The 21408-nt window shown below is 65.6% G+C and carries 12 protein-coding genes; 9 read left to right on the forward strand and 3 right to left on the reverse strand.

Translation table 11 applies throughout. The features are described from left to right. Window positions 1–49 precede the first annotated feature (49 nt). From XM50_RS06195 to XM50_RS06210, 4 genes are all read left to right on the forward strand, one after another. On the forward strand, window positions 50–3082 hold the full coding sequence (locus XM50_RS06195) for a TonB-dependent receptor domain-containing protein (RefSeq protein WP_052742466.1): 3033 nt from the start codon (window positions 50–52) through the stop codon (window positions 3080–3082). A 67-nt stretch (window positions 3083–3149) separates the two neighbouring features. Beyond that, entirely contained in the window at window positions 3150–4562 is a 1413-nt protein-coding gene (locus tag XM50_RS06200) for a M20/M25/M40 family metallo-hydrolase (RefSeq protein WP_197075430.1), read from the forward strand. Then, window positions 4559–5812, forward strand: coding sequence for a M24 family metallopeptidase (locus XM50_RS06205; protein WP_331386560.1), 1254 nt, complete (start codon window positions 4559–4561; stop codon window positions 5810–5812). Before XM50_RS06200 ends, XM50_RS06205 begins: the two co-directional genes overlap by 4 nt. An 18-nt stretch (window positions 5813–5830) precedes the next feature. Continuing rightward, on the forward strand, window positions 5831–7183 hold the full coding sequence (locus XM50_RS06210) for a M24 family metallopeptidase (RefSeq protein WP_231621877.1): 1353 nt from the start codon (window positions 5831–5833) through the stop codon (window positions 7181–7183). A gap of 91 nt (window positions 7184–7274) precedes the next feature. On the opposite strand, the gene XM50_RS06215 is transcribed toward XM50_RS06210, so the two are convergent. Further along, on the reverse strand, window positions 7275–8618 hold the full coding sequence (locus XM50_RS06215; RefSeq protein WP_046408252.1) for a M24 family metallopeptidase: 1344 nt from the start codon (window positions 8616–8618) through the stop codon (window positions 7275–7277). Window positions 8619–8805: 187 nt separating this feature from the next. Here XM50_RS06215 and XM50_RS06220 point away from each other — a divergent pair, with 187 nt between their 5' ends. Both XM50_RS06220 and XM50_RS06225 read left to right on the forward strand, forming a co-directional pair. Further along, window positions 8806–10116 carry a serine hydrolase domain-containing protein gene (locus XM50_RS06220; RefSeq protein WP_046408254.1) on the forward strand — a complete coding sequence of 437 codons (1311 nt, stop codon included), beginning with the start codon at window positions 8806–8808 and terminating at the stop codon, window positions 10114–10116. A gap of 74 nt (window positions 10117–10190) precedes the next feature. Beyond that, window positions 10191–11834 (forward strand): MFS transporter, encoded by a 1644-nt coding sequence (locus XM50_RS06225; protein ID WP_046408256.1) that lies wholly within the window; start codon window positions 10191–10193, stop codon window positions 11832–11834. Here the strand turns inward: XM50_RS06225 and XM50_RS06230 are convergent. Together XM50_RS06230 and XM50_RS06235 are read right to left on the reverse strand one after the other, a co-directional pair. Continuing rightward, window positions 11826–12362 (reverse strand): PepSY-associated TM helix domain-containing protein, encoded by a 537-nt coding sequence (locus tag XM50_RS06230; RefSeq protein ID WP_046408258.1) that lies wholly within the window; start codon window positions 12360–12362, stop codon window positions 11826–11828. The genes XM50_RS06225 and XM50_RS06230 overlap by 9 nt on opposite strands. Window positions 12363–12664: 302 nt before the next feature. Next, window positions 12665–13132, reverse strand: a complete 468-nt coding sequence (locus XM50_RS06235; protein WP_046408259.1) for an Lrp/AsnC family transcriptional regulator — start codon at window positions 13130–13132, stop codon at window positions 12665–12667. Between the two features lie 143 nt (window positions 13133–13275). Here XM50_RS06235 and XM50_RS06240 point away from each other — a divergent pair, with 143 nt between their 5' ends. The 3 genes from XM50_RS06240 to XM50_RS06250 all read left to right on the forward strand — a co-directional run bounded on the left by XM50_RS06240 (window position 13276) and on the right by XM50_RS06250 (window position 21368). After that, the gene (locus XM50_RS06240; protein ID WP_231621878.1) at window positions 13276–16599 is read left to right on the forward strand and encodes a VPS10 domain-containing protein; all 3324 of its coding nucleotides are present in this window, start codon (window positions 13276–13278) and stop codon (window positions 16597–16599) included. 87 nt (window positions 16600–16686) lie between these two features. Continuing rightward, window positions 16687–18633 (forward strand): TonB-dependent receptor, encoded by a 1947-nt coding sequence (locus XM50_RS06245; protein ID WP_197075434.1) that lies wholly within the window; start codon window positions 16687–16689, stop codon window positions 18631–18633. A gap of 245 nt (window positions 18634–18878) precedes the next feature. Then, a complete protein-coding gene (locus XM50_RS06250; RefSeq protein WP_052742469.1) occupies window positions 18879–21368 on the forward strand; it encodes a TonB-dependent receptor in 2490 nt (829 codons plus the stop codon). The last annotated feature ends 40 nt before the right edge of the window (window positions 21369–21408 follow it).

The following is a 21408-nucleotide window of genomic DNA, read 5'->3' on the forward strand; positions in this document are numbered from 1 at the left end:
CGAAAATCGATAAAATTCAGGGAGTCAGATGATGACGAACAGGTCACACTTGCGTCAATTCCTGCTGTGCTCGGCGGTCATGCTAGGCGGCGTCGCCACGCCCGCGATGGCGCAGGACAGCATTGCCGAGGCCGCCGGCCCGATGGACGATGGCGAAATCGTCATCACCGGCTCGCGCATCCGCTCGCCCAACCTGGAAAGCGTCAGCCCGGTGACCACTGTGTCGTCGGAGGAATTCGCGGTGCGCGGCACCGTGCGCACCGAGGATCTCGTCAACCAGCTGCCGCAGGTGTTCGCGGCGCAGGGCGCGGCCAATTCGAACGAGGCGACCGGCACCGCGCAGGTCGACCTTCGCGGCCTCAGCCCGTCGCGCACGTTGGTGCTGATCAACGGCCGCCGCCTGCCTTATGGTTCGCCCAAGAACATCCCGTCCGACTTGAACCAGGTGCCCACCCCGCTGATCCAGTCGGTCGAGGTGCTGACCGGCGGCGCATCGGCGGTCTATGGTTCGGACGCGATCGCGGGCGTCGTCAATTTCAAGCTGCTGGAGAATTTCAGCGGCATCCGCTTCTCCGGCAGCATCGCCGGTTTCCAGCACAACAACAATGACGAGGGGCTGCGCGACCTGCTCGACCGCAACAACCAGGCGGTGCCGGGCGCGTATCTGAAGCCGGACAAGAGCGTCTGGAACGGCTTCACCACCGAATTGTCGGCCGTCGTCGGCGGCAACATCGACGATGATCGCGGCAACGTCACCGCCTATGCGACCTATCGCAAGGTCAATCCGATCCTGCAGAAGGATTATGATTACAGCGCCTGCGCCCTGGGCGCGACGGGCCCGGGCGGCAATGCCTTCTCGTGCAGCGGCTCGGCGACCAACGATCCGGCGAACTTCACCAACGCCGGCCGCATCCCCGGCCTGCCGACCTCGTTCCGCGCCACCCGCGACGGCCAGTTCGTGCCGGGCACGCAGACCTACAATTTCGCGCCCTACAATTACTACCAGCGCCCGGACGAGCGTTACTCCTTCGGCGCCAACGCGCATTATGAAGTGAACGACAATTTCGTCCCCTATCTCGAACTGTCGTTCATGGAGGATCGCTCGGTCGCGCAGATCGCGCCGGGCACCAACAGTGCGGGCATCACCGTGGGCGCGGGCAGCATCAGCGGCATCAACTGCGACAACCCGTTCCTCAGCGCGCAGCAGGCGAACTTCCTGTGCACCAGCCGCGGCCTGTCGACCGGCAGCATCTATGACGCGGCGGGCAATTATGTCGGGCCGCAGTCGGTGGCGAACGGCGTGCTGGTCGCGCGCCGCAACGTCGAGGGCGGCAACCGCCAGGACGACATCACGCACCAGAGCTACCGCATCGTGCTGGGCGCGCGCGGCGACATCGCCGGGCCGTTCAAATATGATGTCTACGGCATCTATTCGAAGGTGAATTACCGCAGCCGCTTCTCGGGCGACGCTAACCGCCAGCGGACCGCCAATGCGTTCAACGCGGTGCGCAATTCGGCCGGGCAGATCGTCTGCGCGATCAACGCCGATGCCAACCCGAACAACAATGACGCGCGCTGCTCGCCGCTCAACTATTTCAGTGGTGCGGCCAGCCAGGATGCGGTGGATTATGTCGCCGAGGTGAAGTCGATCACCGGCGACACCAACCTCGTCAACATCGTCGCAGCGGTGGACGGCGACCTTGGCGAATGGGGCTTCACCTCGCCCTTCGCCAACAGTGGCGTCGCGGTCGCGTTCGGCTATGAATATCGCAAGAACTCGGTCGATTACCAGCCGGACGAAATCTACCAGGCGGCCGCCAGCCCCGAACTGCCGATCAACGGCTCGGTCGCGGTGAAGGAATTCTTCGGCGAATTGATCGTGCCGCTGGTCGAACAGAAGCCGTTCTTCCACAGCCTGTCGTTCGAAGGCGCCTATCGCTATTCGGATTATGACAGCGGCTTCAAGACCGACACGTACAAGCTGGGGCTGAACTGGTCGCCGGTGCGCGATTTCCGCTTCCGCGGGTCGTACCAGCGCGCGGTGCGTGCGCCCAACGTGATCGAGCTGTTCTCCAGCCAGCAATTGTTCGAGGTCGAACTGACCGAGAATGCCAATGGCTCGTTCGATCCGTGCTCGGGCGCGGTGCCGATTGCGACCTTCGCGCAATGCGCCCGTACCGGCGTGACGGCGGGCCAATATGGCAACATCGTCGACAATCCGGCCGGCCAGTTCAACTCGCTGATCGGTGGCAATCCGGCGCTCGATCCGGAAACCGCCAAGACGCTGTCGCTGGGCGCGGTGTTCGAGCCGCGCTTCGTGCCCGGCCTCGTCATCTCGGTCGATTATTTCGACATCAAGGTCGAGAACCTCGTCGGCAGCGTCAATCCGAACCTGTCGATCGCCAACTGCCTGGCGAATGGCGACCCGTATTTCTGCAGCCTGATCCAGCGCAGCCCCGACAGCGGATCGCTGTGGCAGGGCGAGAACGGCTATTTCCGCCGCTTCAACGTCAACACCGGATCGCTGCAGACGAAGGGCGTCGACGTGGTCGTCGATTACCGCCTGAACCTGAACGATCTGGGCATCAACGCCGGTCGCCTCAGCTTCAACCTGGTCGGCACCTATCTCGACTCCTACAAGACGGTGCCGCTGCCCAATTCGCCGCAGGCCGACGTGTATGAATGCGCCGGTCTCTATGCCGGCCTGTGCGGTCGTCCGCGGCCGGAATGGCGCCACAAGTTCATGACCACCTGGGCACCGGCCGACCGGTTCAGCCTGACGGGGACGTGGCGTTATGTGTCGTCGGTGAAGATCGCGCAGACCAGCAGCCAGCCGGCGCTGACCGGCAGCTTCTCCGAAGTGAACCGCGAACTGGGTTCGCGCAGCTACTTCGATCTCGCCGCCGCATTCCAGGTGCGCAAGGACCTGACCTTCCGCGCCGGTGTGAACAATCTGTTCGACAAGGATCCGCCGCTCACCACCACCGCGGCGATCGAGGACGGCGGCAACGGCAATACCTACCCGCAGTTCTACGATGCGACCGGGCGTTATTTCTTCCTCAGCGCGTCGGTTGGCTTCTAAGGAACATTGCCAATGGCCGGAGGCGCGCTGTAGCGCCTCCGGCATCTTTCGTGGGTGGGGAATTGTTATGAAATTGCGTTGGTGTGCCGGTGCCGCGATGGCGCTTGTCCTCTCCTCTGTCGCCGTGACGGCTTCGGCCGCACCCGTGACGGACGCCGACCGGGCGATGGCACGCCAGATGCTGGAGGAGGCGATCGCCATCCCGACCGCCAAGGGTCGCGGGCAGGTGCCGACGCTGATCGAGAATTATTCCAGGCGGCTGCGTGAGGCCGGCTTCACCGCCGACGAGATCATGACCGTGCCGGTCGAGATCGACGGCGAAAAGACCGCCGGGCTGGTCGTCCGCTACGCCGGGCGCAACGCCAAGGCGAAGCCGATCGCGTTCCTCGGCCATATGGACGTGGTCGACGCGCTGAAGGAAAACTGGTCGACCGACCCCTATGTGCCGACCGAGAAGGACGGATATATCTACGGACGCGGATCGACCGACAACAAGGCCGGCGTGACCGCGCTGGTCGCCAGCTTCATCCGCCTGAAGAAGTCCGGCTTCGTGCCGGAGCGTGACTTGCTGCTCGCCTTCTCGGGCGACGAGGAAAGCGGCATGATGACGACGCGCGCGCTGACCAAGCACCCGCTCGTCTCGCGTGCCGAGTTCGCGCTCAATTCCGACGCCGGTTCGGGCGCGATGGGGGAGGACGGCAAGTACCGCTTCAACATCCAGGCGGCGGAAAAGACCTACGCCAATTTCGCGATCGCGGCGAAGAATCCGGGCGGGCACAGCTCCGCGCCGCGCGCCGACAATGCGATCTATGATCTCGCGCGCGCGCTGACCAAGCTGGAGGCGCTTCGCTTCCCGGTCGAGTTCAACGAGATCACCCGCATCATGGTCGCCGACATGGCGAAGGAGAAGGGCGGCGAGCTCGGCACCGCGTTGACCACGATGCTGGCGAACCCGAACGATGCCGCGGCGCGCGCCGTGGCGGAGAAATATCCGCACCAGTCGAACCTGCTGTGGACGACCTGCGTCTCCACCATGTTGCAGGCAGGCAATGCGCCCAATGCGCTGCCGCAGAATGCCACCGCCACGGTGAACTGCCGCATCTTCCCGGGCACGTCGGTGGAGGACGTGCAGAAGAGGATTGCGCAGGCGATCGGCAATGACAAGCTGACCGTCTCGCTGGTCGGTGAAGGCGTCGCCAGCCCGGTGTCGCCGGTCAATCCGGCGCTGTTCGCCCGGCTGCAAAAGGCGATGGACGCGACCTATCCCGGCGTGACGCTGAAGCCGAGCATGTCGTCGGGCGGCACCGACGGGCGCGAGTTCCGCAGCGCCGGGATTCCTACCTATGGCGCCGGCGCACTGGCGCTGGGCGCGGACGACAGCCGCGCGCACGGCACCGACGAACGCGTGCCGATCGCGGCCTATCTGAAGCAGCTCGACTATTGGGACTTCCTCTTGCGCGACCTCGGGGGCCGCAAGTGATCGGCGGGCTCGCGCGGCGCGATGTGCTGCGCGGCGCGGCGGCGGGCAGTGCGCTCGCCGCGCTGCCCGGGGCGGTGTTCGCCGGGCAGGCTGCCCCCACGCCATCCTTCCCGCCGATCGCACCGATCAGCCGCGCCGAGCGCGAGGCCAGACTTGCCCGGATGCAGGCCGAATTGCGCCACCGGAATATCGGCGCGCTGCTGGTCGAGGCCGGATCGAGCCTCGTTTATTTCACCGGAATCGACTGGTGGCGCAGCGAACGTACCACCGCGGCCGTGATCCCGGCGGACGGCCCGGTGCTGATCGTCACGCCCTTCTTCGAGGAACCCTCGATCCGCGAAATGCTCGACGTGCCGGGCGAAGTGCGCGTGTGGCAGGAGGACGAAAGCCCCTTCGCGCTGATCGCCGGCTGGCTGAAGGAAAAGAAGCTCGGCGCCGGCACGCTCGCGGTGGAGGAGACGGTGCGCTTCTTCATCGTCGATGGCGTGCGCCGCCTGCTGCCGGGGCTGAAAACCGTGTCGGGCGCCAACGTCGTCAACGCGCTGCGCATGATCAAGAGCCCGACCGAAATCGCGCTGCTACAGCGCGCCAACGACGTCATGATCGCCGCCTATCGCGCCACGCACGGCCAGGTGCAGGCGGGCATGACCGGCAATGACATCAACGCAATCATGGAGCGCGAGCTGAAGCGTTTCGGCGGCCAGCGCGCGTCGAGCAGCGCGCAGGTCGGCCCGGGCAGCGCGCTGCCGCACGGGTCGAAGGAGCGGCTGAAGCTGACCGAGGGCACGGTCGTCCTGATGGACTGCACCTGCAGCACGCACGGCTATGTCTCCGACATCTCGCGCACCTTCGTCTTCGGTGAGCCGACGGCGGAACAGCGCCGCGTGTTCGGCCATATGCGCCAGGGCATGAATGTCGCGATGGACGCGGCCAAGGTCGGTGCGCCGGCGGGCAGCGTCGATGATGCGGTGCGCAGCTATTACGAGAAGCTGGGCTACGGCCCGCGCTACGCGCTGCCGGGCCTGTCGCATCGCACCGGGCACGGCATCGGGCTGGACGTGCACGAGCCGGTGAACCTGGTGCATGGCGAAACGACGCCGCTGGCGCCGGGCATGTGCTTCTCGAACGAGCCGGGGATCTATCTGCCGGGCAAGTTCGGCATCCGCATCGAGGATTGCTTCTACATGACCGAGCAGGGGCCGCGTTTCTTCACGCAGCCGCCCTCGTCGCTCGACAAGCCGTTCGGATAAAAAGGGGAGGGGGCTGAAATGCCACGTTTGAAGAGCCTGTTGGGCGGCGCTGCGGCGTTCGCCATGGTGGCGCTCGCGCCCGCGGCGATGGCGCAGGAAGAACAGTCCATGTCGCCGGCGCTGCCGAAGATCATGAGCCTGCGCGATCAGGCGCAGCTGCGTGACGCGTGGCTGGAGCGTCGCTTCGAAACCGTGCTGCCGCAGCTGATGCGTGAAAACGGCATCGACATGTGGGTGCTGATCGCGCGCGAATATCTCGAGGACCCGGTGGTCTCGACGATGCTGAACGCGACGAACCTGCGCGCGCGCCGGCGGACGATCATCATTTTCTTCGATCCGGGCGCGGGCAAGCCGATCGAGCGGCTGGTCGTCAGCAAGCACGGCATGGGCGATCTCTACACGCCCGTCTGGGACATGGAGAAGCAGCCCGACCAGTTCGCCCGCGTGCGCGAGCTGATCGCCGAACGTAACCCGAAGAAGATCGCGCTCAACATCTCCTCGCTGACCGCATTCGGCGATGGCCTGACCCACAGCCAGTATACCGATCTGATGAAGGCGCTGACGCCCGAGCAGCAGGGCCGCATCGTCTCGGGCTATCCGCTGGCGATCGGCTGGCTGGAAACGCGCACGCCGGAGGAGATGAAGGTCTATCCCGAGATCGTGCGCGTCGCCCATGCGATCATCGGCGAAGGCTTCTCGCCGGCGGTGGTTAAGCCCGGTGTGACGACCAACGAGGATCTCGTCTGGTGGTATCGCCAGCGTGTCGCCGACCTCGGCCTTGCATCCTGGTTCCACCCGTCGGTGGAGGTCACCCGCAAGGGCGTGCCGGGCGTGCTGCGGGAAAAGGCGAGCGTCATCCAGAAGGGCGACATGCTGCGCGTCGACTTCGGCATCCATTACCTCAATTTCAGCACCGATACGCAGCACGTCGCCTATGTGCTGCGTGACGGCGAGACCGATGCGCCTGCCGGGCTGAAGGCCGGCCTGCGCGACAATAATCTGGTGCAGGATGCGGTGACCAGCGAGTTCCGCGTCGGCGCGACCGGCAACGAGGTGCTCAACCGTGCGCGCGCCAAGGCGATCGCGGCCGGGCTGAAGCCGACGATCTATTCGCACCCGATCGGCTATCACGGCCATGGCGCGGGCAGCTCGATCGGCCTGTCGGAAGAACAGAAGTTCGTCCCGACCGGCGAATATAAGCTGCGGCCGAACATCGCCTGGTCGATCGAATTGATGGCGACCAAGGCCGTGCCCGAGTGGGATAACCAGATGGTCGATTTCAAGAGCGAGGAAGACGCCTTCTTCGACGGCAAGACCGTTCGCTACATCGACGGCCGCCAGACCAAGTTTCACCTAATCGGGGCACGCTAGATTCCCTTTGCGGCCGGCGCCTGTTGCGCCGGCCGGTCTGCGTTGTCCCATGACTGGGCTCATCCCGATTTTACGGGATGAGCCCGATTTTCTACTGGCGCGGGATCAGCAGGAATTCCTCCTGCCCGCCATCGAGGAAGCGGAAGGTACCATCCGCGGCGAGGAAGCCGTTCTCCTCGTGCATGAAACGCACCTTCTGCCCGCCCCATTCGGGCACATTGGCCTGTGCGTTCAGTTCGATCGACCAGGCGGTGTTCGGGTCGATGCGATAATCGCCGCGGCCGGGCGCCGGCTTCTGGCTTTCCCACGCGCCGATCCACGTCCCTGCGCCATGGCCGTGATGGCCGATCGGGTGTGAGTAGATCGTGCCGTCGATCTTCTCCGCCTCCACCTGCCGGCGCGCCGCGGCGAGCACTTCGTTGCCGGTGCGGCCCGGCTTCAGCGCCGCGATCGTTGCGGCGCGCACGCGGTTCATCGCCGCCATGCCGTCGCGCAGCCCCTTGGGCGCCTGCGTCTCGCCGGGCTTCAGCACATAGGCGAGCCGCTGGATGTCGGTATTAAGGCCAAGGTAGGTGATGCCGAAATCGACGTGCAGCATGTCGCCCGGCATGATGATCGTGTCACCGCGATGGCCCATCTCCTGCACGCTGAACTTGCCGCCATCGGCGCGCTGGATGGCGACGCTTGGCTGGAACCACGTGTCGAGGCCAAGCGCGTTGATGCGGTTGCGGAAGAACCAGACGACGTCATCGGAGGTGGTGACCCCCGGCGTGATGACGCGATCGGAAAAGCCCTCCTCGATGATCGCATGCGAGATGCGCGAGATCGTCGGATAGGCGGCCATTTCCTCCGGGATGCGCGTCTCCAGCCAGCCTAGCGCGAGCCGTTCGTGCGAAACGAGGCGCTTCGACATGTCGGGCCCGAGCGCACGTACGATCGCCTCATAATGGGTGGAGCTGAGCCCGTCGGCGAGCGGGAAGCCCTCCGAACGATTGAGCGCGATCGTCGCGGGATTGCGCTGGCCGATGATCTTCGCGAGTTCGGCCCATTGGTCGGGCTGTTCGTCGGGGTTCCAGGAGGGCTGGAAATCGCCGACCGGGTAGCGCGCAAGCGCCAGCTTTTCGATCGGCTTGCCCTCGCCCGGATCGAAGAAGACGAGGATCGTACGACGGCGGGCATGAAGCCAGGTGGCGGGCAGCATCGTCGCCATCACCGGATCTTCGTTATATTCGCCCGCGACCAGCACCCACATCTGCACCTTGTCGCGGCGCATCAGCGTCGGCAGCAGCGTGTCGAGCCGCTGCTTCAACCAGCGATCCTCCGTTTCCGCACGCCGCTCCAGCGGCAGGATCGCGGGCATCGCCCGGTCCGCGGGGCTTTGCGCGATGGCAGGTGACGTGGCGCCGATCGCCAGCGCCATGGCCAAGGTAATCATGATACTCCCCCTTTTGTTGTTCACATAGCGAACGGTTGTTTGGGAGAGTGGCTAGCGTGCCGGTTGACGGTTGGAAAGGGGCAGTCACTACCCGGAAAAACGCGCCAGGATTTTGACCGGGGCACGTTGCCGCCACCGGGGCGACGCGGCATAAGCCCGCTGACCTCTGCCACTTGCCGGAAACCCGATGCTTCAACCCTTTCGCACGCCGCAGCTGGCATGGACGCGGCGTCGCATCTTGGGGGTGGCCCTGCTGCTGATCATCACCGCGATCGCGGTCGTGATGATGAGCCTCAGAAGCTCGTCCGCGGTGGTCGTGCAGGCGACGCAGGAGATCAAGCCGGCGGTGCCCGATCTCCTCTCGACCAAGGGCGTGACCGAACCGGGCCGTGTCGATTATCGCCGGCTGGATTCGCGCATCGCGCTGTTGATGCAGGAAAAGGATTTTGTCGGCCTCGCCGTCGCTGCGGTCGAACGCGGCAAGGTGCGCTTCCTGCGCGGCTATGGTGAGACACTCGCCGGTTCGGGCGACCCGGTGACCCCCGATACGGTATTCCGCTGGGCCTCGGTATCGAAGGGCGTGGCCTCCGCCCTGGTGACCAAGCTCGCCAAGGAAGGCCGCGTCTCGCTGGAGGCACCGGTCGAGGGGCTGAACACCAGCCTGAAGCTATCGCCCGCGGGCCGCAACGTGACCGTCGCCGACGTGCTTTCGCACCGCGTCGGCATTGTGCGCAACGCATGGGACGACCGGCTCGAACAGGGCGCCGATCCCCGCGCGCTGCGCGCACAATTGGGCACGCTGCCGCTGCTCTGCCCGCCGGCCAGCTGCTACGCCTATCAGAACATCGCCTATGATACCGCGGCGGAGATCGTCGAACATGCCGCCGGCCAGCCTTATGGTGATGTCGCCCACGCCCGGCTCTTCGCGCCGCTCGGCATGACCAGCGCCAGCGTCGGGCGGCTCGGCCTGCAATCCGCACCCAGCTGGGCCCGGCCGCATCGCGGACGCACGCCGGTAACGGTCAAGGACGCCTATTACCGCGTGCCCGCCGCGGGCGGCGTCAATTCCTCCGTCAGTGATCTTGCCCGCTGGATGCTGGCGCAGATGGGGAAGGCGCCAGACGTCCTCTCGGCCGAGATGCTGCAGACGATGCACATGCCACGGGTTTCCACCCCGCCGGCCGGACGCCGGTCGGGCATGGAGCGCGCCCTGACCCAGGCCTCCTACGGCCTTGGCTGGCGCAGCTTCAATTATGCCGGCCATGCGCTGGTCGGCCATCGCGGCGCAGTGGAGGGTTATGGCGCGCTGGTGCTGTTCGATCCGGCCGAGCAGAGCGGGATCGTGATGCTCTGGAACAGCGGCTCGTACAACGCCGCGCGGCTGCAGCTGGAATTCTTCGACATGCTGTACGGCCTGCCGCCCACCGACTGGCTGGATCTGCCCGCGTCGAGGGGTCAGCAGAGGACGGCGCGCGCGGGGGCCGGCCGAGCCGGCTGAGCCCGGCAGCGGCAAAAGATCGATGATCCGCCCGCGGGACGGATCATGCGGGCGGCTTCTGCATTCCACCAGGGATGCGTTTCGCCGCCGACTCCCCCTTCAGCCTTCCATTGTTTCGCGCGGTATGGATCGCCAGCCTGTCGTCAAACTTCGGCGGGCTGATCCAGGCGGTCGGCGCCTCGTGGATGATGACCAGCCTGGGCGCCTCGGCGCAGATGATCGCGCTGGTCCAGGCCTCGACGACGCTGCCGATCATGCTGCTGTCGCTATGGGCCGGGGCGGTGGCCGACAATCTCGACCGGCGCCGCATCCTGCTCACCGCGCAAAGCTTCATGCTGATCGTGTCCGCGCTGCTCGCGATCGGCACGTGGCTGGGCTGGATCACGCCCTGGCTGCTGCTGATCTTCACCTTTCTGATCGGCTGCGGCACCGCGATCAACGGTCCCGCCTGGCAGGCGTCGGTCGGCGACATGGTGCCCCGCCCGATGCTGTCGAGCGCGGTCGCGTACAATAGCATGGGGTTCAACATCGCGCGCAGCGCCGGCCCCGCGATCGGTGGCGCGATCATCGCGGCGGCGGGCACCGCGACCGCCTTTCTCATCAACGCCCTCAGCTACGTCGGGTTGATCGTCGTCATTGCGCGCTGGCGCCCGAACTTGCCGCCGCGCAAGCTGCCGCGCGAGCGGCTCGGCCTCGCGATGGCGGCGGGGCTGCGCTACGTGCGCATGTCACCGTCGATCCGCATGGTGCTGGGCCGCGCGGCGCTGTTCGGCGTCGCGGCCAGCGCGATCCCCGCGCTGATGCCGATTGTCGCGCGCGACCTGATCGGCGGCGGGCCGCTGGTCTATGGCCTGTTGTACGGCGCGTTCGGCGTCGGCGCGGTCGGCGGCGCCTTGGCGTCGCGGCGCTTGCGGATGCGCATGGCGACCGAGGGGATCGTGCAGATCGCCGCGCTGGCGCTCGCCGTCGGTGCCGCAGTGACCGCTGCGGGCATCTTCCTGCTCGCCTTGCCCGCCCTCGCGCTGGCGGGCGCTGGCTGGGTGCTGGCGCTGTCGACCTTCAACGTCAGCGTCCAGCTCGCCTCGCCGCGCTGGGTCGTCGCCCGCGCGGTCGCCTTGTACCAGATGGCGGCGTTCGGCGGCATGGCGGCGGGCAGCTGGCTGTTCGGATCAGTGGCCGGCACGCACGGCGTCGCCATCGCGCTGCTGAGTGCGGCGGGGATCCAGTTGCTCAGCGTCCTCGCCGGCGCGATCCGCCGCCTGCCGGAGATCAGCCAGCTCAACCTGGATCCGGCGAACACCTGGCGCGAACCCGACACCGCCGTACCGGTGGAACCGCGCACCGGGCCCGTCGTCATCACGGTGGAACATCGCATCGCAGAGGCAGACATCCCCGCCTTCCTCAGCGTGATGAGTGAACGTCGCCGCATCCGGCGGCGCGACGGCGCGCGCGACTGGACGTTGATGCGCGACCTTGCCGATCCGCAATTGTGGATGGAGCGATTCCACTTTCCGACCTGGCTCGAATATGTGCGGCACAATGAACGGCGTACCCGCGCCGATATCGCCAACAGCGATGCGCTGCACGATCTGTGGCTGGATGCGCAGCCATCGGTCATCCACCGCTGGATCGAACGGCAGACGGGATCGATGCCGGGCGCCGGTGCGGACGACGCCCGCGCGTTCGACGCCGTGACCGATCCGTCGCGGTCAAGCTGACGGGCGGCGGCGTTCCTTGTCGATGCGCTTGCGGCGCCGCACCAGCATCGGCAGCGCGAACAGATAGACCCCCGTCGCGCCCATGAAGATCAGCGCGATCCCCGATCCGAACGACAGCACATACTTCGCCCAGTCACCCATGAAGCTGAAATCGTGGATCGTCTCCAACAGGTCGGAGGTGCGATAGCCGGTGTCGACCGCCGCCCCGCTCGTCAGGTCGACCTGCACCTCATGCCGCGACTTCAGGATCACTTTTGCGATGCCATCCTTGGGACGCACGTCGATGCGGTCGATGTCCTTCCACGTCACCCCGGCATGCGCGGGCAGCGCGTTCACCGATGTGACAAGCGACGCCAGCGATCGGTCGGGCAATCCCGGCGCAATGCCGTCCCGCGTTGGCGGCTGCAGGAAATCCACATCCTTCTTCAGCGCCAGCAGCGACCCGGTGATTGCGATCACGAACAGGCTGATCAACAGGGCCGGCGACAGCCAGTAATGGATCTTGCGCAAGAGACGCTGGGCGGACATCGGGCTCTCATACCGGCTGCGTCGATGCGGCCAAGTATGTTGAACGCTGGCAATGTAACTTTTCGTGTCTTGCGGCGCATAAGCACCAAAAGACAAACAAATCTTGGTTCGACTTAACCAAAACCTATGGATGACGCACTGAATTTTGGCGAGACAGGCTCAACGCTTCTCGCCTAGCTTGCCGGCTTCGGAAGCGGGGGCGGATGAAGCAGGGGGGGTTGCCAGGTTGCGCCAGCGCGCGCGCGATGTCGCGCGACGCTGGCCCGTGTTCCAGGCGCACTCGCCATGCCCCCGTTCATCGATTACGACACCTTCACCGGGCGCCGAAGCACCGTTTTCAGCACGAAGCTGGAATTGATGCGCGACAGCATCGGGATGCGCGACAGCGTGCCGAGCATGGCCTGATAATGTTCAAGGTCGTTGACGACGACGCGCACCAGATAATCGTAATCCCCCGTCATCTGATAGCAGTCGGTGACCTCCTCCACCTCCTGGATGTTGCGTTCGAAAATGGTGAGTGCCTCGTCCGACTGACGATCGAGCGTGATCGAAATCATCGCCTCGATCGCTCCACTCAGCCGCCGCTCGTTCAGGCGGGTCGTATAGCCAAGCACATAGCCTTCGGTTTCGAGGCGGCGCACACGGCGCAAGGTAGGCGTCAGCGAAAGGCCGATTTCATCCGCGAGATCACGCCACGAAATACGCCCGTTACTCGTCAGTATCTGCAGGATGCGCGTGTCGAATGCATCCAGCTTTGCCTTTGTTGCCATTCTGCTGTCCCCATTGGCCCGCTTCTTCACGGATCTCCAGTGGCGACGCTTACACGCAGACGAGCATACCGCAAATTCGATTGCGCTTCTTCTCGCCGCGATCGTCAAACTTTTCCATCGGAGGACCGCTCATGAAAAGACGCGTGATTTTCGCCTTGTTGCTTGCCGGCATGCCGTTGACGATACTGCCGCAGGTTGCGGTCGCGCAGGAGGCGAAGGCCGCCGCGCAGACGCCATTCGCGGGCATGCAATATCGCCTGATCGGCCCGTTCCGCGGCGGGCGCGTCAGTGCGGTCGCTGGCGTGATCCAGGAACCCGATACCTTCTACCAGGGCGCGTCGGGCGGCGGCGTGTGGCGGACCGAGGATGGCGGCAACAGCTGGCAGCCCTTGTGGGACAAGTTGCACGAGGCATCGCCCTCGATCGGCGCGATCGTGGTCGCCCCGTCGGACCAGAACGTCATCTACGTCGGCACTGGCGAAGCGAACATCCGCGGCAACGTCATCACCGGCAACGGCGTCTACAAGTCCACCGATCGCGGCAAGACGTGGCAGTTCGCCGGCCTGCGCGACAGCCAGGCGATCGGCCGCATGGTCGTCCACCCGACCGATCCCAACACGGTGTTCGTCGCCGCGCTCGGCCATCCGTTCGGCGATAATCCGGAACGCGGCGTCTATCGCACGCGTGACGGCGGAAAGACGTGGCAGCGCGTGCTGTTCGTCGACCAGAAGACTGGCGCGATCGACGTGCAGATGGATCCCAACGATCCCAACACGCTTTGGGCGGGCATGTGGCAGGTCCATCGCAAGCCGTGGACGATGGAAAGCGGCGGGCCCGGCAGCGGCCTGTATCGCTCACGCGACGGCGGCACGACGTGGGAGAAAGTGACCGGCAACGGCCTTCCCGCGGGGATTCTCGGCCGCATCGGCGTCGCCCCGTCGGCGGATCCGAAGCGCGTCTATGCACTGATCGAGGCGGCGGAGGGCGGGCTGTTCCGTACCGACGATGGCGGCGCAAGCTGGCAGCGGATCAGCGATCGCGGCGATTTTCGCCAGCGCGCCTGGTATTACACCCATGTCATCGCCGACCCGAAGAACAAGGACAAGGTCTATGTCCTGAACGTCAACGCCTACAAGTCGGAGGACGCGGGCAAGACGTTCAAGACCATGCCGACCTTCCACGGCGACAACCATTCGCTGTGGATCAATCCCAACGACACCGATCGCATGGTGGAGGGGAATGACGGCGGAGCGAACGTGTCGGTCAACGGCGGCGCCAGCTGGACCACCGGCATGAACCAGGCGACCGCGCAATTCTATCACATCTCCGTCGACAAGCAGGTGCCCTACCGCATCTATGGCGCGCAGCAGGACAACAGCACCGTGTCGATCGCCAGCGGCAACGTGCGCGGGCCGATCGGGCAGGAAAGCTTCTACGCGGTCGGTGGCGGCGAAAGCGGCTATGTCATCGCCGATCCCAAGAACCCCGACGTCACCATCGCCAACAGCTATGGCAATTACGTCACCCGCTACGACCACAAGACCGGGCAGCTGACGCCGATCGGCCCCTTCCCGCGCGAGGCGATGGGCTGGGCCGCGAAGGACCTGGAGCATCGCCCGCAATGGACCGAGCCGCTTCTCTATTCGCCGCACAACCCCAACGTCCTCTACAATGCGACGGAGGTGCTGTGGCGCACCGACAATGAGGGGAAGAGCTGGACCAAGATCTCCCCCGACCTCACGCGCAACGACAAGTCGAAGCAGCAATCCTCGGGCGGTCCGCTGACCAAGGACAATACCGGCGTCGAATATTACAACACGATCTTCAGCGTGAATGAATCTCCGGTGCAAAAGGGGCTGATCTGGGTCGGCACCGACGACGGGTTGATCCACGTCACCCGTGACGAAGGCGGCAGCTGGGAGAATGTGACGCCCAAGGCGATGCCCGAATGGGCGACGGTCAACATGGTGGAGCCCGATCCGCGCCGCCCGGGCACGATGTACGTGTCCGCCGACCGCCATCGCCTCGACGATTTCAAGCCCTATGCCTTCCGCACCGACGACTATGGCAAGACGTGGACGTCGATCACCAACGGCTTGCCGGCGGACGCCTATATGCACGTCATCCGCGCCGATCCGGCGCGGCCGGAGCTGCTGTATGCCGGCACCGAGAACGGCGTGTTCATCTCCTTCAACGGCGGCAAGCAATGGCAGCCGTTCCAGATGGGCCTGCCGCGCAGCCCGGTGCATGACCTTGCCATTGCCGGCGCCGGAGACCTCGCGGTGGCGACGCACGGCCGCTCCTTCTGGGTCCTCGATGATCTCAGCGCGGTGCGGCAATGGTCGCCCGACATCGCGAAGAAGGACGTCCACCTCTTCCAGCCGCGCGACACGATGCGCATCCTCTACACCGGCTACGGCAATGGCACGGGCGGCCCGACCGGCACCAATCCGCCGCAGGGGGTGATCATCTATTACCACCTGAAGGAAGGGCAGGCGGAGCCCAAGGCCGCGGGGAAAGCCGACGCCAGCTACACGCCCAAGACCACCGAAGCGCCCTCGACCGGTGGCGCCACGGCGACCGGCGCAGTCAAGCCGCCGGTCGACAATGGCATCAAGCTCGAGATCCTCGATGCGGCCGATCGCGTCATCCGCACCTATCCCGCCGTCGAGGCGCCCGGCGCTGATGACGGCGAGGAAGAGGAAGGCCGCGGCCGCAAGCCGGCGAAGCTCACCCGCAACGCCGGGATCAACCGCTTCGTCTGGGACTTCCGCGAGGAAGGGCCGGTCAAGGTGCCCAAGGCATCCTTGTGGCGCAACGCGCGCGGCGGGCCGGTGGTGCTGCCCGGGCAGTATAAGATCCGCCTCACCGTTGACGGCAAGACGCAGGTCCAGCCGGTGACGATCACGCCCAACCCGAACCTGACGGTGACCCCGGCCGAGCTGAAGCAGCAATATGATCTGGTCTCCGCGATCAACCGCGACTTCAATCGCGTGCAGACCGCGGTGCTCGAACTGCGCGCGCTGCATCAGCAGCTGGGTGACGTGCGCAAGGCGGCGGCCGGCAAGCCGGCGCTGGTCAGCGCCGCCGATGCGGTGGAGGCAAAGGCGACCGCGGTCGAGGATGTGCTTATCCAGGTGAAGAACGTCGCCCCGCAGGATCCGCTCAACTATCCGATCCGCCTCAACAACATGCTGATCTCGCTCGCCAGCACCGTGTCGCAGGGTGACACCGCGCCGGCGCAGCAGCACCATGAGGAATATGCCAAGCTGAAGGCAGTCGCTGATCAGCAGCTTGCCGCATGGGAACAGATCAAGGCAGGCGACCTCGCCCAGCTCAACGGCCAGCTGTCACAGCAGGGCGTCGCGCCGGTGAAGCTGGTCGCGAGCGTCCAGCTGGAACGCGACCGGGCGGAGGCCCTCGCCAGCTGGATGCCCGAGGACGAGCAGGTCGGGATGGAGCACTAGGCGCGCAACAAGGCGGCCGGGGTGTGGTGCTGCCCCGGCCGTTCGCCGTTGAGATTGGGGACGGAGATAATGTCGGTGAGCGTAAGAATGGGGGGCGGCGCGTTGCTGGCGATGATGCTGGCAACGACCGCCATGGCGCAGGACGGGCCCGACCCGACCGGCGACATCGTCGTTTCCCTGCCGCAGGGCCGGGCGCCGCAGCCGCTCGAAACCCGCCATGTCCTTGATGCGCGCGACATCGCGCTGGTCGACGCGGTGGCGGCAGACGAGATCCTGCGTCGCCTGCCGTCGGTCTATGTGCCGGTGAACTCGCGCGGCGAGGCGGTGGCCTTTGTCCGCAATGCCGCCGAACGGCAGGTGGCGCTGTTCTACGATGGCGCGGCGATCAACGTGCCGTGGGACAACCGGCTGGACCTCAGCCTATTTCCCGCCGCGCTTGCCGGCCGGGCGCAGGTGGCCGGCGCTCCGCTCGCCCCGCTCTACGGCGTCAGCGCCTTGGGGGCGGTCAGCTTCACCCCGCCGCGCCCTGCCTACGGCCATGTCCGCGGCATGATCGGCAGCGGCGGACTGCGTGAGGTGGAGGCGGTAGCGCCCTTCACCCGCGGCAGCACCGATGTGATGATCGGCGGCAGCTACGCCGCCCGCGACGGCGAGCGGATCGCCGATAATACCGATCTGCCCTTCTCGCAGCGCGGGGCCCTGCGCACCAACACCGATCGCGAGATCGCCAGCGTGTTCGGCCGTGTCGGCACCTCGATCGGCGATCATCTGCTGTCGGTTACCGCCTTCCATGTCGATGCGAACAAGGGGATAGCACCCGAGAGCGATCGGCCGGACGGCGCGCGCTACTGGCGCTATCCGACGCTCCAGCATTCATTGGTGTCGGCCAACGCCGGGCTGGTGCTCGGGCCGACCACCGCGCTCGATCTGGTCGGCTGGTACCAACGGTTCCGCCAGACGATCGACAGCTACACCGACGATACCTACACCGTGCGCAATTCGCAGGAGGCCAATCGCGACGATACCGTCGGCGCGCGCGTGCTGCTGACCCAGCAGCTCGGCCGCACGCGGATCATCGCTTCGGCCAATGTGCTGGATTCGCAGCATGACCAGCGTGACACGACATTCACGCGCGGCCAGCCGCCCGCGCTGCTCCCCGCCTTCCTCCACTATCGCCAGCGCAACTGGAGCTTCGGCCTCGATGCCACCACCGCGCTGACCGATGCGATCACTGGCGAGATCGGCGTCGGCTACGACCGGGTCTATTATCTGGAAACCGGGGACAAGCCCGATACGCCCGATGCCAAGGGCTGGACCGGCCGTGTGGGGCTTTCCTGGGCCCCGGCCGAGGAATGGCGCATCCGCGCGGCGGTCGGTCGGAAGATCCGCCCCGCCACGATGCGCGAATTGTTCGGCCAGGCGCTCAACCGCTTCCTGCTCAATCCCGATCTTCAGCCCGAACGCATTGTCAGCGCCGATCTCGGCGCGGAATGGCGCAGCGACGCGGCCGGCGCATCGGTCGCGGGCTTCGTGCAGGATCTCGACGGGACGATCGACCAGCGCAACGTCGGCCGCCTGCGCCAGCGGATCAACCTCATCGGCTCGCAGGTGATCGGCGTCGAGGCGACCGCCTATTGGCACCCCGCGCCCGAATGGACGCTGGGCGGCAATGGCACCTTCGCCCGCTCGCGGCGCAAGGGGACGACCGGCGACCAGACCGATCGGCTCGCCGAAAAGCCGGACATGATCGGCCGGGTCTATGGCGATTACGACGGCCAGTCGGGGTTCGGCGCGCTGGCGGAGGTGCTTTACACCGGCCGTGCCTATTCGGCCGATGCGGACGGCGTGCTGGTGGCGTTGCCGCGATCAGCGTCAGTGAACGTCAGGTTGAGCCAGCGCGTGCGCTTTGCCGGGGTCGCCGCCGACGTCTTCGCGCGCGGAGACAATCTGTTCGATGACCGGATCGTCCCGCAGATCGGATTGCCGGCTCCGGGCAGAACGCTCCGAATCGGCCTTACCATCTCAGGTGGATGAAGAAGTTCCAGGAACTTAGACGTTTCGCGCTAACAACAACTCGTATCATAGGACACTAAACCTCAAAAAAATGTTCGGCGCTGCAACATTTAGGATTGCGTTCGGCGCTTCACGACAGTTTTATGTCTTTTAAAGAAAGCGGCGCTGCGGCTGGCTGGTGAACGGCTTGGCGGACTGGCGGACGCTTTCGATCGAAACAGGGACGCAGATCAAACCAACCATTCGGGTTCTAGGGGGGCTCAAAGATGACGACGGGTTCAACGCGGTGTTTCCGCGGACGATGGCTGCTGCTTGGCGTTTCGCTGCTGGCCGCCTCCACCTCCGCGCTCGCGCAACAGGCCGACGTGCCCGCCGTACCGACGGCCGAGCCGGAGGCGGCGGACACCAGCAGCCCCGGCGACATCGTCGTCACCGCGCTGAAGCGGGCGACCAGCCTTCAGCAGACGCCGCTCGCGATTTCCGCCGTGACGTCGGAATCGCTGGTGGCGCAGGGCATCACGGATTCGCAGGAGCTCACCCGCACCACGCCGAACCTCATCATCAACGAGAATGCGAACGGCGGCAGCCGAGTCATCATCCGCAATCTCTATGCCCCGGGCGAGCCGCTCGTCGGGCTTTACTATGACGAGACGCCGATCACCGGCACCAGCGGCGTCAGCAACGACGCCGGTGGCACGCAGCCGGGTATCCGCCTGTTCGACGTCGAGCGTGCCGAGGTGCTGCGCGGGCCGCAGGGGACGCTCTACGGCGCCAGTTCGATGGGCGGCACTATCCGCCTGATCTTCAACAAGCCCGATCTCGATGATTTCGAGGGCGCGGTGAATGCGCAGGTCAGCACCGTCAGCCACGGCAGCGGAGCGGGTGCCAATGTCGACGGCGTCGTCAACGTGCCGATCGTCGAGGATGTGCTCGCGGTTCGCGCGGTCGGCTATTGGGATCGCACCGCCGGCTTCCTCGACAACAGCGTGCTGGGGCTGAAGGATTACAACAAGAACCGCAGCTATGGCGGGCGCCTGCTGCTGCGCTTCCGCCCGATGGAGAATCTCACCATCGACGGCATGGCGGTCTATCAGGATCGTGACGGCTTCAACCCGAACTGGAACCTGACGCGCGAGCAGCTGTTCGGCCGCCGCTTCGACCAGGACCTGCGCACGCAGACGCCGCAATCGGACAAGTTCCAATTGTACAGCGGCACGCTCAACTGGGATTTCAGCTTCGCCACGCTGACCGCGATCGCCTCCTATTCGAAGCGCGATCTGGCGGTGAATTTCGATTACGCGCCGTTCTTCAGCCGCTATTTCACCGGCAACATCGCGGCCAATCGCGTGCCGGGCTATGCCAATTTCGCCAATGACTGCAATCGCGGCCTGATCGGCGGTGCCAACGGCTGCTCGCCGGAGGAATATCAGCGCTTCGTCACCAGCTGGGGCAGTCTGACCGCCTTTCAGCCGCAATCGACCAAGACGTCGACGCAGGAAATCCGCCTCGCCGACGCGCAACATGCGATCAAGTGGACGGTCGGCTTCTTCCACAGCAATCGCGACAATTTCACGCGCAGCCTGCTCAATACGGTCGATCCCGCGACTGGGCGGCAGCTGTATCCCAGCGGCTATTCGAACGCGCCCTATGGCTTCGGCTCGACGACGCAGCTCGATCGCACCATCGCCGACACGCTGAAGCAGATCGCCGTGTTTGGCGAGGCGACGTGGCAGGTGAACGACAAGCTGGAGCTGACCGCCGGCGCGCGCTGGTTCGAATATGAAAAGAGCACCGGCGCCGAGGTCATCATTCCCAATTATGTCGCCGGCAACGTGCGGCTGCCGTTCTCTGAGCTGTCGGGCAAGGAGAACGGCACGCTCCTGAAATTCAACGCCAGCTACAAGTTCAGCCGCGACGTGATGCTCTACGGCCTCGCCTCGCAGGGCTATCGCCCCGGCGGCGTCAACCAGACGCTGGGCCTGCCGAGCTACGCCACCACCTATGATTCCGATCAGCTGTGGAATTACGAGATCGGCCTCAAGACCTCGCTGTTCAACCGCAAGGTGACGCTGAACGTCGACGTGTTCCAGATGGACTGGAGCAACGTTCAGATCTCCGCTTCCTATCAGGGCGCGTTCGGCTTCATCACCAACACGCCCAGCGGCACGCGCATCCGCGGTGCAGAAATGGATGCGGCCTATTACCCGATCGACGGCCTCGCGCTGCGCGCCTCGGGCAGCTACACCTCGGCAAAATTGCAGGACAACATTTCGCTGCCGGCGGGGATCAACCTGTGCACCGGCGCGCCGCCGTACCTCGGCTGCGCGGTGCTGGCGGGGATCGGGCGCAAGGGCAATACCGTGCCTTATTCGCCCGAATGGACCGCGCAGGGGTCGGCCGATTACACCCAGCCGATCGGCAACGACATGGAGATCTTCTACCACGGGAACATCAGCTACCGCAGCTCCTCGTGGACGGTGTATGATCGTACCGCGCCGAACATTACCGCGGCGGGGATGGAATTGCCCGGTTTCGCCACCGTCGGCCTTCGTTTCGGCGTGCAGAAGGGGGACCGCTGGGGCCTCTATGTCTTCGCCAACAATGTGTTCGACGTGATCGGCGCGGTGAACAAGTCGACCAGCGCGACCAGTTCGACGCTATCGCCGGTGGTCAGCAACGGCGTGACCTATCCCAGCGTCTATGTCACCTCCAGCCCGCCGCGCGTGATCGGCCTCAGCCTGCGTACCCGCTTCTGACGGGCAACGTCTGACGGCCCGGGCCTGACGGATCGGGCCT

It is taken from the genome of Sphingomonas sp. Ag1, from assembly GCF_000980895.1.
In the GTDB taxonomy this organism is placed as follows: Bacteria; Pseudomonadota; Alphaproteobacteria; order Sphingomonadales; family Sphingomonadaceae; genus Sphingomonas; species Sphingomonas panaciterrae.

Coding starts and splice junctions, on each gene's coding strand:
- XM50_RS06200 (WP_197075430.1), top strand. CDS start 3,150: ATGAAATTGCGTTGGTGTGCCGGTGCCGCGATGGCGCTTGTCCTCTCC.
- XM50_RS06210 (WP_231621877.1), top strand. CDS start 5,831: ATGCCACGTTTGAAGAGCCTGTTGGGCGGCGCTGCGGCGTTCGCCATG.
- XM50_RS06215 (WP_046408252.1), bottom strand. CDS start 8,618: ATGATTACCTTGGCCATGGCGCTGGCGATCGGCGCCACGTCACCTGCC.
- XM50_RS06220 (WP_046408254.1), top strand. CDS start 8,806: ATGCTTCAACCCTTTCGCACGCCGCAGCTGGCATGGACGCGGCGTCGC.
- XM50_RS06225 (WP_046408256.1), top strand. CDS start 10,191: ATGCGTTTCGCCGCCGACTCCCCCTTCAGCCTTCCATTGTTTCGCGCG.
- XM50_RS06230 (WP_046408258.1), bottom strand. CDS start 12,362: ATGTCCGCCCAGCGTCTCTTGCGCAAGATCCATTACTGGCTGTCGCCG.
- XM50_RS06235 (WP_046408259.1), bottom strand. CDS start 13,132: ATGGCAACAAAGGCAAAGCTGGATGCATTCGACACGCGCATCCTGCAG.
- XM50_RS06245 (WP_197075434.1), top strand. CDS start 16,687: ATGGGGGGCGGCGCGTTGCTGGCGATGATGCTGGCAACGACCGCCATG.
- XM50_RS06250 (WP_052742469.1), top strand. CDS start 18,879: ATGACGACGGGTTCAACGCGGTGTTTCCGCGGACGATGGCTGCTGCTT.